13 protein-coding genes are annotated in these 14,447 nt (G+C 66.8%); 5 read left to right on the plus strand and 8 right to left on the minus strand.

Annotated elements, in window-relative coordinates:
- Positions 1–14: 14 nt before the first annotated feature.
- The 4 genes from C7R54_RS29205 to rocF form a co-directional block, all read right to left on the minus strand.
- Entirely contained in the window at positions 15–2,027 is a 2,013-nt protein-coding gene (locus C7R54_RS29205) for an adenylate cyclase (RefSeq protein ID WP_158021183.1), read from the minus strand.
- Positions 2,028–2,129: 102 nt separating this feature from the next.
- Positions 2,130–2,267, minus strand: coding sequence for a hypothetical protein (locus C7R54_RS28955; RefSeq protein WP_192903625.1), 138 nt, complete (start codon positions 2,265–2,267; stop codon positions 2,130–2,132).
- 259 nt (positions 2,268–2,526) lie between these two features.
- The gene (locus C7R54_RS09630; RefSeq protein ID WP_129149954.1) at positions 2,527–2,931 is read right to left on the minus strand and encodes a DoxX family protein; all 405 of its coding nucleotides are present in this window, start codon (positions 2,929–2,931) and stop codon (positions 2,527–2,529) included.
- A 167-nt stretch (positions 2,932–3,098) separates the two neighbouring features.
- Complete coding sequence (gene rocF, locus C7R54_RS09635; RefSeq protein ID WP_129149955.1) at positions 3,099–4,016, minus strand: arginase; 918 nt, start codon at positions 4,014–4,016, stop codon at positions 3,099–3,101.
- Positions 4,017–4,089: 73 nt separating this feature from the next.
- Between rocF and kefF the strand changes: the two genes are divergently transcribed.
- Complete coding sequence (gene kefF / locus C7R54_RS09640) at positions 4,090–4,653, plus strand: glutathione-regulated potassium-efflux system oxidoreductase KefF (RefSeq protein ID WP_129149956.1); 564 nt, start codon at positions 4,090–4,092, stop codon at positions 4,651–4,653.
- Positions 4,650–6,509: a glutathione-regulated potassium-efflux system protein KefC gene (gene kefC / locus C7R54_RS09645; RefSeq protein ID WP_129149957.1), complete on the plus strand. Its 1,860-nt coding sequence runs from the start codon at positions 4,650–4,652 to the stop codon at positions 6,507–6,509. The genes kefF and kefC overlap by 4 nt, the downstream gene beginning before the upstream one ends.
- A gap of 78 nt (positions 6,510–6,587) precedes the next feature.
- Here kefC and C7R54_RS09650 read toward each other — a convergent pair whose 3' ends face one another.
- Positions 6,588–7,364 (minus strand): MipA/OmpV family protein, encoded by a 777-nt coding sequence (locus C7R54_RS09650; RefSeq protein WP_129149958.1) that lies wholly within the window; start codon positions 7,362–7,364, stop codon positions 6,588–6,590.
- A gap of 130 nt (positions 7,365–7,494) precedes the next feature.
- Here C7R54_RS09650 and C7R54_RS09655 point away from each other — a divergent pair, with 130 nt between their 5' ends.
- Both C7R54_RS09655 and C7R54_RS09660 read left to right on the plus strand, forming a co-directional pair.
- Entirely contained in the window at positions 7,495–8,163 is a 669-nt protein-coding gene (locus C7R54_RS09655; RefSeq protein WP_129149959.1) for a response regulator transcription factor, read from the plus strand.
- Complete coding sequence (locus tag C7R54_RS09660) at positions 8,160–9,512, plus strand: ATP-binding protein (protein ID WP_129149960.1); 1,353 nt, start codon at positions 8,160–8,162, stop codon at positions 9,510–9,512. The genes C7R54_RS09655 and C7R54_RS09660 overlap by 4 nt, the downstream gene beginning before the upstream one ends.
- Before the next feature lie 37 nt (positions 9,513–9,549).
- Here the strand turns inward: C7R54_RS09660 and C7R54_RS09665 are convergent, their stop codons facing one another.
- A complete protein-coding gene (locus C7R54_RS09665) occupies positions 9,550–10,500 on the minus strand; it encodes a LysR family transcriptional regulator (RefSeq protein ID WP_129149961.1) in 951 nt (316 codons plus the stop codon).
- 107 nt (positions 10,501–10,607) lie between these two features.
- Between C7R54_RS09665 and C7R54_RS09670 the strand changes: the two genes are divergently transcribed.
- Entirely contained in the window at positions 10,608–11,411 is an 804-nt protein-coding gene (locus C7R54_RS09670; RefSeq protein WP_129149962.1) for an SDR family oxidoreductase, read from the plus strand.
- A gap of 50 nt (positions 11,412–11,461) precedes the next feature.
- On the opposite strand, the gene C7R54_RS09675 is transcribed toward C7R54_RS09670, so the two are convergent.
- Positions 11,462–13,225, minus strand: a complete 1,764-nt coding sequence (locus tag C7R54_RS09675) for a gamma-glutamyltransferase family protein (protein WP_129149963.1) — start codon at positions 13,223–13,225, stop codon at positions 11,462–11,464.
- A gap of 89 nt (positions 13,226–13,314) precedes the next feature.
- Entirely contained in the window at positions 13,315–14,415 is a 1,101-nt protein-coding gene (locus C7R54_RS09680; protein WP_129149964.1) for a Bug family tripartite tricarboxylate transporter substrate binding protein, read from the minus strand.
- Positions 14,416–14,447 lie beyond the last annotated feature (32 nt).

The raw sequence follows: 14,447 nt of genomic DNA on the forward strand, positions 1-14,447 counted from the left end.
TGGCCCGGTGTGGGCTACCCGTTTTGCGACTGGCGTGGATCTCGCCGTTGTTCGTGACGGTCCTGGTGCTGCTCTCGACGATCCGATTGCTGTTGGCGCTGCTGCTGCTCCCGTTGTTGCATCTGCTGCTGTTGACGCTGCTGTTGCTGTTGCATTTGCTGCTGGCGCTGCTGCTGTTGCTGCATTTGCTGCTGCTGGCGCTGTTGTTGCTCTCGCTGCATCTGCTGTTGTTGCATCTGCATCTGCTGCTGCTGCTGCTGCTGCTGCTGGCGCTGCTGTTGCTCTCGTTGCATTTGCTGCTGCTGCATCTGCTGCTGTTGTCGCTGTTGCTGGTCGCGTTGCATCTGTTGTTGCTGCATTTGCTGCTGTTGGCGCTGTTGCTGCTCCCGTTGCATCTGTTGCTGCTGGATTTGTTGCTGCTGCATCTGCTGACGCTGCTGCTGATCGCGTTGCTGCATCTGCATCTGCTGACGCTGCTGCTGATCGCGCTGTTGCATCTGCATCTGCTGTTGTTGCTGTTGCTGCTGGCGTTGTTGCTCCTGCATCTGCTGCATGCGTTGTTGCTGCTGTTGCTGCTGTTGCTGCTGGACCTGCTGGACCTGCTGGACCTGCTGGACCTGCTGCACTTGCTGCGGGTTCTGGCGTTGCAACTGCGAATTCTGCTGCCGCTGGCCGGCCTCCTGCCGTTGCAGGTCCGCCGCGCGCTGTTGCTGCTGGCGAGCCTGGTCGGCCCGCTGTTGTTGCTGCTGGCGTTGCTGGTCGGCCTGCTGTTGCTGGAACTGGCGCTGCTGTGCCGGGCTCATCGTGCCGGCGCCGGCGGGTTGCTGTGGACCGCCCGGTCGCTGACCAGGACCTCCAGGCTGCGCCCCCGGTCCACCCGGCCGTTGCCCGGCACCACCGGGTTGCGCCCCCGGTCCGCCAGGCCGTTGTCCGGGCCCGCCAGGTTGGGCGCCCGGCCCACCGGGCCGATCACTGCCCGGCGGCTGGCGCCAGTTGTTCCCGCTGCCCATGGGATGGCTGAATGCCGCCTGCGGCGGCCGGCCATGGTTGACGTTCATGAATTGTCCGCGTTCGCGGCCGGCGTCGTAGGCGTGCCTATCCTGTACGGCCATGGGCGCCATGTGCCGTTCGCGCTGCGCGGCCACTTCATGGGGATCGGGCCCGCGCGTGATCCCGCCCGGCCCGCCGTGATAGCTCACGCGGTCGTTCCTGTTGATCACAACGTTGTGGTTATAGACGTATGTGACGCGCGTCGGCCCGATCCTGGTGACCGACCGGTTGTAGTAGAAGTGCCGGTCGCGCCAATAGCCGCCGACATATCCCGTGCCGAAATAGCCGAACCCGTAATTGATCCCGCCATAGAACCCGATGTGCGGTCCCCAATACCCCGGATACCAGCGGTAGTAGCCGCTCGAGAAGGCCCAGTAGCCAGGCGTCCACAGCGCGCCTTCATAAGGGGCCAGCACCCAGGCGCCTGGCACCCAATAGAACCCATAGTAATTACGCGCCCAATATCCCGGCACCCAGATATAGCCCTCACCTGGCACCGGCGGCTGTTCATATACCGGCAATGGCGGCGGCGCCTCCTGGGCGGTGGTCACCGGCGCGAGGTTGCCATCGGACGGGTCGGGCGATCCCTGCACCTGCTGCGCGGCGGGGTACGCCTGGCCTTGCTGATAAGACTGGTCTTGCTGATACGCCGGCTGCTGCCCTTGCGCATCGGCCGGATAAGGCTGCCCTTGCGCGTCGACCGGGTAGCCGTTCTGGTCGGTCTGCGGGTAGGGCACCTGGCTGGAGGGATAGGCCGGATAGTTGGACGGATAGGGATCCGACGCTTGCGCCTGCGTGAGCGCCGGCGCACAGGCGCCCAGGCCCAGCGCCAGGACCATGGCGGTCACGCCGGCGTGGCGCGGCCCCGCGATCCGTGCGAGCAGGCCGCCGCGCCATGGCGCATCCGGCGGGCGGACGGCGGCCGGTCGCGACCCGACGCGCCGGCCGGGAGAGTGGGGGGATTCTAGGCTTTTCATGCGAGCATCGAGCGGCTCACGCCGTTCGCCCTTTTCGTGGTCTCGGTATCGTTATCGGACGCGGCCTCGGCCTTCGCCTGGATCGCATCGATCGCCACCGTATCAATAGCCGTAGTAATAGTGCGCTGGCGCGGGATAGTAACGGTATCCACCATGGCGGTGGTAGCCGCCATCGGCCGGGACGACGATACAGCCGGTCAGCGAGCACGCGACGGCAATCAAGGCTATGAGCTTCTTCATGCTGGACTCCTTCAGGAACGCATATGCATCATGCGTACGAGCCCAGTGTAGAGAGGCGAAAGAAGCGCGTGGGGAGTCTGAAACCGATTTGAAATGCGGACGGGGTTACCAATTCCTACGCCTGTCGCGGAGCGTATCTGGACGGCCTCGATGCGTATCCGAAAGACTCGTTTAATGCAGGGCGTTGCGCCCTGCCACGCCCGGCCAGCGGCCGATTCCCGAACGGTGTCGCCTCCGTGCGGGAATCGATCCGGCAGTCCTAATTGTAGCGGCCGTTCGCTCCGCCCAGGCTGAAGCGGCCCGCGCCGAACAGCGCGACGGCCAGGCTAGCCGCGAGATACATGCCTTGGAGTTCCAGCTGCCATCCGCCTTGGGAGTTGATCTGGAACAGCTGGCTGGAATGCACCAGGCCGAAGGCGAACAGCATGTTGATGGCGATGATCAGGCCGCCCAGGCGGGCGAACAGGCCGACGATGACGAGGATGGGAGCGATGACTTCCCCGATGTAGACCAGGTAGCCGACGAAAGAGGGCAAGCCGTGCTGCTGGACCAGGTTGACGATAAAGCCGACGCCATGCGTCATTTTGCTGATGCCGTGCAGCAGGATCAGGATGCCCAGTACCAGGCGTAGGATCAGCTTGCCGGCGTCGTCGTTTCGGTTCATGGTGAGGTCTCGCGGGTGACAGAGTCTTGTTGGGGGAAGGGATCCCGTCCGGCGGCTTCCGGCCGAGGACGAAGCCGGTCATTATCGCAACAGAGTGTGAACCACTCAAGGACCCCGTGTAGCGCCATCCGGTCCGGAGACGGCGGCACCCGGGCCGGCGAGGCGGCCTACTTGCGGATCAGGGTGGATTTGCCGAACAGGCTCTCGACCAGGTCGACCACCACTTCCGCCGTCTGGTTGCGAACGTCGCACGCGGGATTGAGCTCCATCAGGTCCAGGGAGGCCAGTTGGCCGGTATCCGCGATCATTTCCATGCACAGTTGCGCTTCCCGGTAGGTGGGACCGCCCAGGACCGGCGTGCCGACGCCGGGCGCCACCACCGAATCCAGGAAGTCCGCATCGAAGCTGACGTGCAGATGGGTGTCCGCATCGACCTCGGCCAGGGCTTGTTCCATGGTCAGGCGCATGCCGTTCTCGTCGATGTGGCGCATGTCGAAGACGCGCAGGCCCAGCGCACGCAGCTGGCGTTTTTCCTCCGCATCGACGCTGCGGATGCCGACCTGGCGGATGGCCTTGGCGTCCACGGCCGGATAGGTATCGCTCAAGCGCGTGAGGGCGTCGGGACCCTGGCCGCACAGGCAGGCCACCGGCATGCCATGGATATTGCCGGTGGGCGTGATGTCGTGGGTATTGGCGTCGGCGTGGGCGTCCAGCCACAGTACGACCAGCTTGCGGCCGACGGCGCGGCAATATTGCGCCACGGCGCTGACCGATCCGATCGCCAGGCAATGGTCGCCTCCCATCAATATGGGAAAATGCCCGGCTTGCAGGGAGCCCAGCACCGCTTCGTGGACCGACCGGTTCCAGTGCGCCACCTCTTCCAGGTGGCGGAAACCGTCGCGCGGCGGATGCCAGGGATTGGTCGGGCCGGCCAGGTTGCCGGCATCGGCCACCCGCAGGCCCTGGCGTTCGAGGGCCAGGGGCAGGCTGGCGACGCGCAAGGCTTCGGGCCCCATCGATGCGCCGCGTATGCTTGCGCCGACATCGGTGGGCGCTCCGATAAGATCCACTTGCGTGATTGCCATGCCAGCCTCGCGAATTCCAAACGCCAAGGCTAACATCGTTTCATATCGCGCCGCCGTCCGTCCAGGATCACCGATGATCGTCATCATTTACGCCCATCCTTACCCCCGCCATTCGCGCGCCAACAACGCCTTGCTCGATGCCCTGGAGGGCATGGACAGCGTGCGGGTCCGGTCCCTCTACGACCTTTATCCCGATTTCAGCATCGACGTCGCGGCCGAACAGGACGCGCTGGCGCCGGCGCGCCTGGTGGTCTGGCAGCACCCCATGCACTGGTACGGGTCGCCAGCGCTGTTTCGCCTGTGGATGGACAAGGTGCTGCAATACGGCTGGGCCTATGGCAAGGGGGCGGCCAGCCTGGGCGGCAAGGACGTCCTGTGGACGGTGACCACCGGCGGCGACGCGGGCAGTTTCAGCCGTTGCGGCGAGACCGACCTGGCCCTGCTGGCGCAGCCCCTGCGCAACGCCGGCGAGCAATGCGGCATGCGCTGGCTGCCGCCATTTTCCCTGCACGGCGTGACCACGCTGACGCAGGAGCAGCTGGCCGGCGCCGGCGCCCGCTATCGGGAAATGCTGGAGGCGCTGGCCGGCGGCTATGACCAGGCCGGTGGTGTCCAGGATAGCGGAGGCCGTCCATGAACGATCAATTGTTGCTGCAGGTCCTGGTCTACCTGGCCGTGACAGTGGTGTTCGTGCCGCTGGCGGTGCGGGCGCGCATGGGATCGGTGCTGGGATACCTGATCGCGGGCTGCGTGATCGGTCCGTGGGGGCTGCGGGTGGTGGACGACCCGACCGAGATCCTGCATTTCGCGGAGATCGGCGTTGTCCTGATGCTGTTCCTGATCGGCCTGGAGCTGGACCCCCGGCGGCTGTGGAACCTGCGGGTGCCGGTATTCGGCGGCGGCGCGCTGCAAATGGCCGTTTGCGGCGCCGCGCTGGGCGCCCTGGTCTGGTGGCAAGGCATGGAGTGGCGGGTGGCGCTGCTGGTGGGGATGACGCTGGCGCTGTCTTCCACGGCCATCGCCGTCCAGGCCATGAACGAACGCAGCCTGCAGCAGACCACGCTGGGGCAGCGCGCATTCTCGGTGCTGTTGTTCCAGGACCTGGCGGCGATTCCCCTGGTGGCCCTGATTCCCCTGCTGGCAGGCGGCAAGGGCGGCGAGGGCGACACGCTGGGGGTAGCGACCTTGAAGATCGTCATCGCGCTGTCGATCGCGGTGGTGGGCGGCCGCTACCTGGCGCGGCCGCTGCTGCGTTTCGTGGCCAGGTCCGGACTGCGCGAGGTGTTCAGCGCGGTGGCGCTGCTGCTGGTGATCGGCGTGGGCGAACTGATGGAGAGCGCGGGGCTGTCCATGGCCATGGGCGCGTTCCTGGCCGGGGTGCTGCTGGCCAGCTCGGAATACCGGCACGCGCTGGAAAGCGATATCCAGCCGTTCAAGGGACTGCTGCTGGGACTGTTCTTCATCGGCGTGGGCATGTCCATCGACTTCGGCACGCTGTTGTCCCATCCCCTGCAAGTGCTGGCGCTGCTGCTGGCCTTCCTGGTGCTGAAATTCGTGCTGCTGTGGGCCCTGTCCCATATGCTGGGCATAGGCGGCGGGCGCTGCGTGCTGTTCGCCACGCTGCTGGGACAGGGCAGCGAATTCGCCTTCGTGGTGTTCGGCAGCGCGCACGACGCGGGGGTGCTGCCGGACGACTGGTCACGCCTGCTGACGCTGGCGGTGGCCCTTTCCATGGCGGCCACGCCCATCGTGCTGGCGGTGCTGGACGCACTGGAGCGGCGGCGGCCACGCAAGCGGCGCGCGGATGACGAGATCGATGATGATGGCGCCAGCGTCATCATCGCGGGCTTCGGCCGTTTCGGCCAGATCGCCGGCCGCTTGCTGCTGGCCAATGGCGTGAAGGTGGTGGTGCTGGACCACGATCCGGACAATATCGAGACCTTGCGCAAGTTCGGCATGAAGGTGTTCTATGGCGACGCCACCCGAGCGGAGTTGCTGGAGACCGCCGGCGCGGCGCGGGCGCGCGTGCTGGTCAACGCCATCGATACGGTGCCCGAGAATCTGCGGCTGGTGGACGTGGCGGCCGAGCACTTTCCCCATTTGCGCGTGGTCGCGCGGGCGCGCGACGCGGTGCATTACTACCAGCTGCGCCAGCGCGGGGTGGACGTGGTCGAGCGCGAAATGTTCGAGTCGGCGCTGACCGCCGGCCGCCACGCCTTGCAGGCGCTGGGCATGGATCCCTACGAGGCGCGCGAGGTGGCCGACGCCTTCCGCCGCAACAACGTGAACATGCTGGAAGAAACGACCGCCAATTTCGAGGACGAGGGCTTGCGCATCACGGTGGCCAAGCGCGCGCAGGAGACGCTGGAGCAGTCCATCGCGCGCGACCGCAGGCTGGCGCTCAGCACGCATCGGGATTCGTGGGGGCCGCGGTCCGACCATGCGGAAGAACAGCCTGAGCCGCGGCCGGAGGAAGCGCAGGGCGCTGGTTAAAGACGGGGAGAGGCGGGGCACCGCCTCTGATTGCTGGCCGCGAGCCGGCGAAAGCCGGCGAAATCGTACCGTGCCTTCCTAGAACCGGTACATGACCCCCACCGAACCGAACAGATTGGTCTTACGCTCGGTCAGCGGGCTGTCCCGCGCGTCGCCCAGCAAGGTGTGGACACCGATGGTGGACACCGTGCTCCAGCTTGCATTGATGCGATACGACCAGGTGGTGAAGAGCGCCGCCGACTTGAAGCCGGACGACGGCGAGTACGTCGACAAACCCTCGCGGCTGCGCGCGGCTTGCGATGACGTTACGCCGAACCAGGTCTGCATGGTGTCGTGGTCGGCCCATTCCGTGCTGACGCCCACCCGCACCGTGTTTTGCTCGGTCTTGATCGCCGCATAGGAAGCGCGCAGTTCCAGCGTGCCGCCATAGCCGTTGCGCGCCGCCTGCTTGTAGCCCGCGCCCAGCGAATAGCGGCCCGGATGCCATTCCACATAGGTCCCGTAGGCGGCGTGGAACTTGATGTCGTCCAGGCCTTTGGTGCGGTCGGCATCGTCGGCCTTGCGTCCCAGGTTCAGCCCCAGGAACACGCCCGCGTCCAGGTCGGGCGCCAGGGACGTCTTCAAGCCCATGGCGGGCAGGCCCATGCGGGGCGTGATGAAGAAATTGCCGGAATGGTAGTTAAAGAGCGGCACGGGCAGCGCGTGATATTCGCGGGATCCTTCATAGACCGGAACGACCCCGACCCCCAGTCCTATGCCGTTCGTCGCCTGTTCCTGCGCCTGCGCGGCGCCTGCGCAGGCGCCGCCAAGCACCGCACTCGCCATCAGGCATCTTGCTACTATACTCATCCGCATCAGGGCTTCCTTTCGTTCATGACAGTGGCCGTGGGCACGCGCCCCGGGATAGGCCGGCATTGTCCTGATCGACTTTTAATATTTCTTTAAGACCCCGCCGCGCCGTGCCTGACGGCGCTCTGGAGCGTGCGTGCGTATCCTCCTTGTCGAAGACGATTCCATGCTTGGCGATGCCTTGCGCGCGGGCCTGGCCGCGGACGGCGCCGACGTGGACTGGGCCCGCACGCTGACGGATGCCCAACTGGCGCTGGTGGACCACGACTATCGCGCCGTGCTGTTGGACCTGGGCTTGCCCGCCGGCAGCGGGCTGGCGCTGCTGAAGGCGCTGCGCGGTCGTTTCGATACCACGCCCGTATTGATCATTACCGCGCGCGACCGCCTGAGCGAACGCATCAAGGGCTTGGACGCGGGCGCCGACGACTACCTGGTCAAGCCGTTCCAGCTGGATGAGTTGCTGGCGCGCTTGCGCGCCGTGCTTCGGCGCAGCAGCAACAGCGTGGTGTCCGCGCTGCGTTGCCGCGACGTGGTGCTGGAGCCGGCGGGCCGCATCGTCAAGCGAGGTGGCCAGGAAGTCAGCCTGAGCGCGCATGAATACCATACGCTGCTGGCCTTGATGCAACGCATGGGCCAAACCGTCAGCCGCGACCAGCTGGAGGTGGCGGTCTATGGCAGCAGCGGCACGATCGAGAGCAATACGGTGGCCGTGTATATCCACCAACTTCGGCGCAAGCTGGGCGAGGGGCTGATCGAAACGCAGCACGGACTGGGTTACCGCATGGTGGCGGGCACCGCGCCATGATCACGCTGCGCAGGCGGCTGGCGATCACCCTGCTGTTGGCCATGCTGGCCACCTGGCTGATCGTGTTCTTGCTGATCTATGTGCAGCAGATGCGGGCCGAAACCGGCATGCTGGACCAAAGCGTGCGCTACGGCGCGCAAAAGGTGCTGCTGTCGCTGCCCACCAGCCTGCTGCAGGCCGAGCCGGCGCGCGAAGACCATTTTGACCTGCCTGCATCGTCGACCTTCGACGGGGAAACCTCCACCTTCCAGGTCTGGTCGCTGGCCGACAAGCGGCTTCTCGTGCGCTCGCCCACCGCGCCTGACCGACCGATGGTGCCCGGTTTCCAGGATCGTTTCCAGGATGTCATGGTGCGTGGCGAACCCTGGCGCGTCTATGCATTGTCGGATGCGGATGGCCTGGTGCAGGTGCAGTTCGCCAAGTCGGTCGATAAATTGCAGGACGACACCATGGCGCGGATGTGGAGCGAGCTGGGGTTTTTCACCGCGCTTTTCCTGGCGTTGACGGGCCTCACATGGGTGGTGATACGCCGCGCTTTCCGTCCCGTGGACCGGGCGCGAGACGCCATCGTCAACCGTACCGGCATGGACTTGACGCCGGTGCCCGCCGCGGGCATGCCGGGCGAACTGCGGCCTTTCATCGGAGCCATCAACGGTTTGCTGGAACGGCTGGCGGCGTCGCTGGACCGGGAACGGCGCTTTCTGGCCGACGCGGCGCACGAACTGCGTACGCCGCTGGCGGCGCTAGGCACCTATGCCGACCTGGCCTTGCGCAGCGACAGCGAATCGGCGCGTGCCCAGGCGGTGGAACAGCTGCGCAACGTGGCGTCGCGCACGTCGCGCCTGGCCGAACAGTTGCTGGAACAAGCGCGCATGCAGGCCCAGGACGAAAGTGAAATCGAGGCCGTGCCGCTGGACCACCTGATCGAAATGATTGCGCGTGACAGCGAAGTGCTGGCCAACACCAGGCAACAGCGCATCATCCTGGACACCCGGGCCACCACCATCCGCGGCAATGTCGACGCGCTGGGGGTGCTGGTGCGCAACCTGCTGGACAATGCATTGCGCTATACCCCCGAAGGCGGCTGCGTCCGGGTGGGCTGCGGCCCATTGCCGCAAGGTGGCGCGCAACTCAGCGTGGCGGACAATGGTCCCGGCATCGCGGTCGTCGAACGCGAGCGTGTGTTCGACCGTTTCTACCGCGTGCCCGGCGCCATCGAGCGTGGCAGCGGCATCGGTTTGTCGCTGGTGGCGCAGATTGCAACGTGCCACGGTGCGCGGATCGAATGGGGGCCGGGACTGGATGGCCGGGGCATAGGAATCACCCTCATTTTCTCCGACGTTCGGTAGGTCCTTTGTTCGGCAGGTCCTTTGTTCGGCAGGCCCTTTACGTTCCGTCGGCCTTTACGTTCGGAGCGGAACGTACTGCGGACCTTGCAGGCGACCCCGGGGCCGGCGTCATGAAGACCGTATCGGCCCACTCGATGAAGGCGCGCAGGCGCGGCGAAGGCAGGCGCGTGCGGGCGTAGACGATGGACACCGGATTGGACGGCGGCGGGAAGTCCTCCAGCAAGGGCGTCAACTGGCCCGCGGCGAAAAGGGCTTCCAGCCGATAGCGCGGCGACTGGATGATGCCCAGGCCGGCGCACGCCGCGCCGACATAGGATTCGGCGCCGCTGACGCGCACCCGGCACGGCAGGGCGATTTCGTGCACCTGGCCGTCGCGCCGAAATGCCAGGGGCAGCAGGGTGCCCGTGTTCGTGGACTTGAAGCCGACCATGAGGTGGCCCCGCATATCCCCCGGGTCGCGTGGCAGGCCATGGCGTTTGCAATAATCCGGCGAGGCCGCCGTGGCTTCGGGCAATTGCGTCAGGCGATGCGCGACCAGGTCGCTGTCCTGCAACCTGCCCACGCGCACCGCGCAATCCACGCCTTCGCGCACGAGGTCGACATAGCGGTCGCCTTCGCTGACATCCAGCTCGATGTCCGGATAGCGCAGCAGGAAGGCCGGCAGATGGGGGAACAACAGGTGCCGGGCCATGGTCCCATGCACGTCGATGCGCAGCAGGCCTTTCGGCGGCGCGTCGGCGAACGCTTTTTCGGCGTCCTCCATGTCGGCGATCAGGCGCAGGCACCGGCCGTAGTACGCCTCGCCTTCCAGCGTCGGCGTCACCTGGCGCGTCGTCCGACGCAGCAACTGCACGCCCAGCCGCGTTTCCATGGCCTTGATGGCGTCCGTGACGGTGGCGCGCGGCAAGCCCAGGTCATCCGCCGCACGGGTGAAGCTGCGACGTTCCACGATACGGGCAAAGACGCGCATGGCGTCGAAGCGGTCCATTGTTCGATTTTCCGAATAGCGATGACAGATCCATGGAGATTATCCGAAAGGTAAGAACTAATAAAGTGCCGTTCATACCAACCGCACTTCAATCCAGGAGCCACATCATGAACAGCCTAGCCCCCAGTCAGACCGTTTCCGCTTCGGCCACTTCAACCGCTTCAACCATTTCAACCGGTCCCGCCCGTCTCGTCTCGCTGGTCACAGGCGGGTCGCGCGGCATCGGCGCGGCCATCGTGGAGCGGTTGGCCGCCGACGGCCACGCCGTCGCCATCAACTACGCCGGGCGCCGCGACGACGCCGAGGCGCTGGCCGCCCGTATCGAGGCGGCGGGCGGCGCGGCGGTGGCCTTGCAGGCCGATGTCGCCGATCCCGTCGCGGTGCGGCGTCTCTACGATGCGGTGCAGGCCCGCTGGGGCGGGGTCGACGTCGTGGTGAACAATGCCGGCATCATGGCCTTGTCCCCCATTGCGCAGGTCGACGACGCCAGCTTCGACCGCCTGGTCGGCATCAATCTGAAAGGCAGCTTCAACGTCATGCGGGAAGCGGCGCGCCGCGTGCGCGACGGGGGCCGGATCGTGAACCTGTCGACCAGCCTGGTCGGCACGCGCCTGGAGACCTACGGCGTCTATACCGCCACCAAGGCCGCCGTCGAGGCCTTGACGCACATATTGGCCAAGGAGCTGCGCGGTAAATCCATCACCGTGAATGCCGTGGCGCCGGGCCCCACGGCCACCGACCTGTTCCTGGACGGCAAGACGCCGGAACTGATCGACCGCCTGGCCAGGATGAATCCGCTGGAGCGCCTGGGCACGCCCGCCGATATCGCCAATGTCGTGGCGTTCCTGGCCGGCCCGCAAGGCGCATGGATCAACGGCCAGGTCATCCGGGCCAATGGCGGGATGGTGTAGGAGCGCCGCCCGGATCCGCCGCCCGAATCCGCGGCCCGAATCCGCAGCCCTCAGCACCCGGCCGCGTAGGCCGGCCGGCGGGGGTCGGCCCCGCCCCAGCGTATGCCGGAGACAAGGTCGTGGCGCACCGCGCACATCGCTCCCGCACGCCAGCTGCGGTCGCGCCACCACTTGACGGTATGGCCGATGGCGGCCAGTTGTTCGCCGACGGCGCGGTCGACCAGGTCTTCTATCATCAATCGGCCCGGCATGGCGTTATGGGGTTCGAAGGACGAGGGGAAACTGAACGTGGCGAAGCGCGGGGCCTCGATGGCCTGCTGCACGTCCATGCCGAAGACCTCGATGTTCAGGAAGGTTTGCAGCATGGCCTGGCATTGGACATCGCCGCCCGGCGTGCCGAAAGGCATGACGTATTGCCCCGGCCGGATCGCCAACGAGGGATTAGGCGTCAGGCGCGGCCGCCGGCCCGGGCCGATGGCGCAGGGATGACCGGCCTCGGCCCAGGACTGGCTGCCGCGCCCCGACGCGCAGATGCCTGTGCCGGGAATGACCGGGATGTTGTAGGAGCCGTCGCTGGGCGTGGCCGAGAACGCGTTGCCATGCTTGTCCACCACGGCGACATAGGATGTGTCCAGGCGCGGGTCGGTGCGAGCCATGTCGTCGGCGCCCGCGACGCGTAGCGCGATGTCCCGCGCGGCGGGCAGGCGGCCCGCGGGCGGCATGTCGGGACCGGCGCGGTCGGGCGCGATCATGGCCAGGCGTTCGCGCGCATAGGCCTTGGACAGCAGCGCCTCTTGCGGCACGGCAACATGCCGGGGATCGGCATAGTGCGCTTCGCGGTCCGCGAAGGCCAGCTTGATGGCTTCGGTCAACAGGTGCACGTAGGGCGCCGTGTTGTGGCCCAGCGCCAACAGGTCGCGCGGTTCCAGGATGTTCAGCATTTGCAACAACGCCGGCCCCTGGCACCAGAAGCCGCAGCTATGTACGCGCGTGCCGCGGAAGTCGATAGCCAGGGCCGGGTCGACCTCGACGGAGAAGCCGCGCAGGTCTTCGTGCGTGACCAGTCCTCCTTCCTGCTCGTGGTACTTGACGATGGCGGCGGCGATATCGCCTTCGTAGAACGCGCGGCGGGCGGCGGCCAGGCCGGCGAGGCGTCCGTCGCCCTGGCGCGCGCGCTCCTCGTCGGCCATGTACTGGATGCTGGCCGCCAGGTCCGTTTGCCGGAAGATGTCGCCGGCCGCGGGCGGCTTGCCGCCCGGCAGGTAGACCGCCGCGCTGGAAGGCCAGCGCGCATAGTTCGCGGCGTTGTCAGCCAGGACTTCCGCCATCAGCGGGTACATGACGAAGCCTTGCCGGGCCAGCCGGATGGCGCCAGCCGCGACTTCACCGAAGCTCATGGTGCCGAAGCGTTCCAGCGCGGTGATCCAGGCATCGGGCGCCGCCGGGATCACGGTGCGCAGCACGCCGGCGGGTATGGTGCCGCCGTGCTTTTCCAGGAAGGTTTCCAGGCGAGCCGCCTTGGGCCAGTAGCCCAGCCCCGAGATGCTCCACACCTGGCCGGTTTGCGCCTGGTACACCAGGATGGGAGCGACGCCGCCGAAGTTGACGATATCGCTCTGGACCACGCCCAGGGCGATGCCGGCCGCCACGCCGGCGTCCACCGCATTGCCGCCGGCCTGCAGCACGTCCATGCCCGCCTGGGTGGCCAGGTAGTGGCCGGCGGAAATCATGTGGTTCAGGCCGGCCAGCGCCGGTCGCATCGAAGTGGGAGCGCTGCCGGCGGTAAGGTCGGGTGCATAGGGCGTGGTGGACATGGATGTCTCCAGTTCGGGGCGGCTTGCCGAGGTGTGCGGGCCTTCGTATGGCGTCTTGCGTGGGGTGTCTTGCGCTATGGGGCCGCGGGTTACTGCGGCTTGATGCCCAGTTTCCCCGTTACGTCTTTCCAGCGCTTGAATTCGGCCTGGAGGTATTGGCGGAACTGATCCGGGGAGCTGCCTTCGATGACGACATCGCGTGCTTCCATCGCGCGGCGAGCGTCTTCGCTCGACAAGGCCGTCCGGGTTGCCTGGTAGAGGCGGTCGACGATAGCCGGCGGCGTGCCCTTGGGTAGCAGCAGGCCGTACCAGGACCCGCCGACCAGGTCGGGAAAGCCCGATTCCTTGGCCGTGGGGATGTCGGGCGCGCGCGCCAGCCGCTGCTCGCTGAAGATCGCCAGCGCCTTGAGCTTGCCGGTGTGTATCAGCGGCAGCGTGGTGCCCGGCGTGTCCAGCGTGTACTGGACCTGTCCCGCCATCACATCGTTGAGCAGTGGCGCGCTGCCTTTGTAGGGAACGTGGGCGGTCTTGATGCCGGCCTGCATGTTCAGCAGTTCGGCGAAGAAGAAGTTGGCGGTCATGATCCCTGGCGACGCGTAGTTGATCTCGCCGGGATGCGCCTTGGCATAGGCCACCAGCTCGCTCAGGTTGCCGGGCGGGAACTGCGGATTGGCCACCAGGATGAAGGGGCCGCCGCCGATGCGGGTGACCGGGATGAGGTCGTTCAAGGGATCGTAGGTCAGGCCCTTGACGGTCAGTGGCGCGCCGGTCAGCGGCGACGCCGTGGCGAACAGGACCGTGTAGCCGTCCGGCTCGGAACGGATGACCTGTTGCGTGGCGATGGTGCCGCTGGCACCGGCGCGATTCTCGACAACGATGGACTGCTTCAGGACCTTGCCCAGTTGTTGCGCCAGGACGCGCGCCACGGTGTCGGTGCCGCCGCCTGGCGGATAACCGACGACCAGGCGTATCGGTTTGTCCGGCCATCCCGCGGTGTCGAGGGGTGCGGCGTGGGCGGGACGCTGCACGACAGCGCCGGCGGTGCACGCGAGCAGGGCGGCGGCCGCCAGGCGCAGGAGACGCCGGCCGTCGCGTGCCGGGCGCCGATTGCCGGTGGCGCCCCGGGCAGGGGCGAGTGACGGACTCCCGGCGTGCGCGCGCCGGAGGAAAGCAGGTACGCAAGCAATCATCGTGATCTCCTTGGATACTGCCACCGGCGCAT

The sequence above is a fragment of the Achromobacter aloeverae genome, from assembly GCF_004121055.1.
Classification (GTDB): domain Bacteria; phylum Pseudomonadota; class Gammaproteobacteria; order Burkholderiales; family Burkholderiaceae_B; genus Bordetella_C; species Bordetella_C aloeverae.

Excerpts from the sequence above, each read along its gene's own strand:
- C7R54_RS29205 (WP_158021183.1), bottom strand. The coding sequence starts at position 2,027 with ATGAAAAGCCTAGAATCCCCCCACTCTCCCGGCCGGCGCGTCGGGTCG.
- C7R54_RS28955 (WP_192903625.1), bottom strand. The coding sequence starts at position 2,267 with ATGAAGAAGCTCATAGCCTTGATTGCCGTCGCGTGCTCGCTGACCGGC.
- C7R54_RS09630 (WP_129149954.1), bottom strand. The coding sequence starts at position 2,931 with ATGAACCGAAACGACGACGCCGGCAAGCTGATCCTACGCCTGGTACTG.
- rocF (WP_129149955.1), bottom strand. The coding sequence starts at position 4,016 with ATGGCAATCACGCAAGTGGATCTTATCGGAGCGCCCACCGATGTCGGC.
- kefF (WP_129149956.1), top strand. The coding sequence starts at position 4,090 with ATGATCGTCATCATTTACGCCCATCCTTACCCCCGCCATTCGCGCGCC.
- kefC (WP_129149957.1), top strand. The coding sequence starts at position 4,650 with ATGAACGATCAATTGTTGCTGCAGGTCCTGGTCTACCTGGCCGTGACA.
- C7R54_RS09650 (WP_129149958.1), bottom strand. The coding sequence starts at position 7,364 with ATGCGGATGAGTATAGTAGCAAGATGCCTGATGGCGAGTGCGGTGCTT.
- C7R54_RS09660 (WP_129149960.1), top strand. The coding sequence starts at position 8,160 with ATGATCACGCTGCGCAGGCGGCTGGCGATCACCCTGCTGTTGGCCATG.
- C7R54_RS09665 (WP_129149961.1), bottom strand. The coding sequence starts at position 10,500 with ATGGACCGCTTCGACGCCATGCGCGTCTTTGCCCGTATCGTGGAACGT.
- C7R54_RS09670 (WP_129149962.1), top strand. The coding sequence starts at position 10,608 with ATGAACAGCCTAGCCCCCAGTCAGACCGTTTCCGCTTCGGCCACTTCA.
- C7R54_RS09675 (WP_129149963.1), bottom strand. The coding sequence starts at position 13,225 with ATGTCCACCACGCCCTATGCACCCGACCTTACCGCCGGCAGCGCTCCC.
- C7R54_RS09680 (WP_129149964.1), bottom strand. The coding sequence starts at position 14,415 with ATGATTGCTTGCGTACCTGCTTTCCTCCGGCGCGCGCACGCCGGGAGT.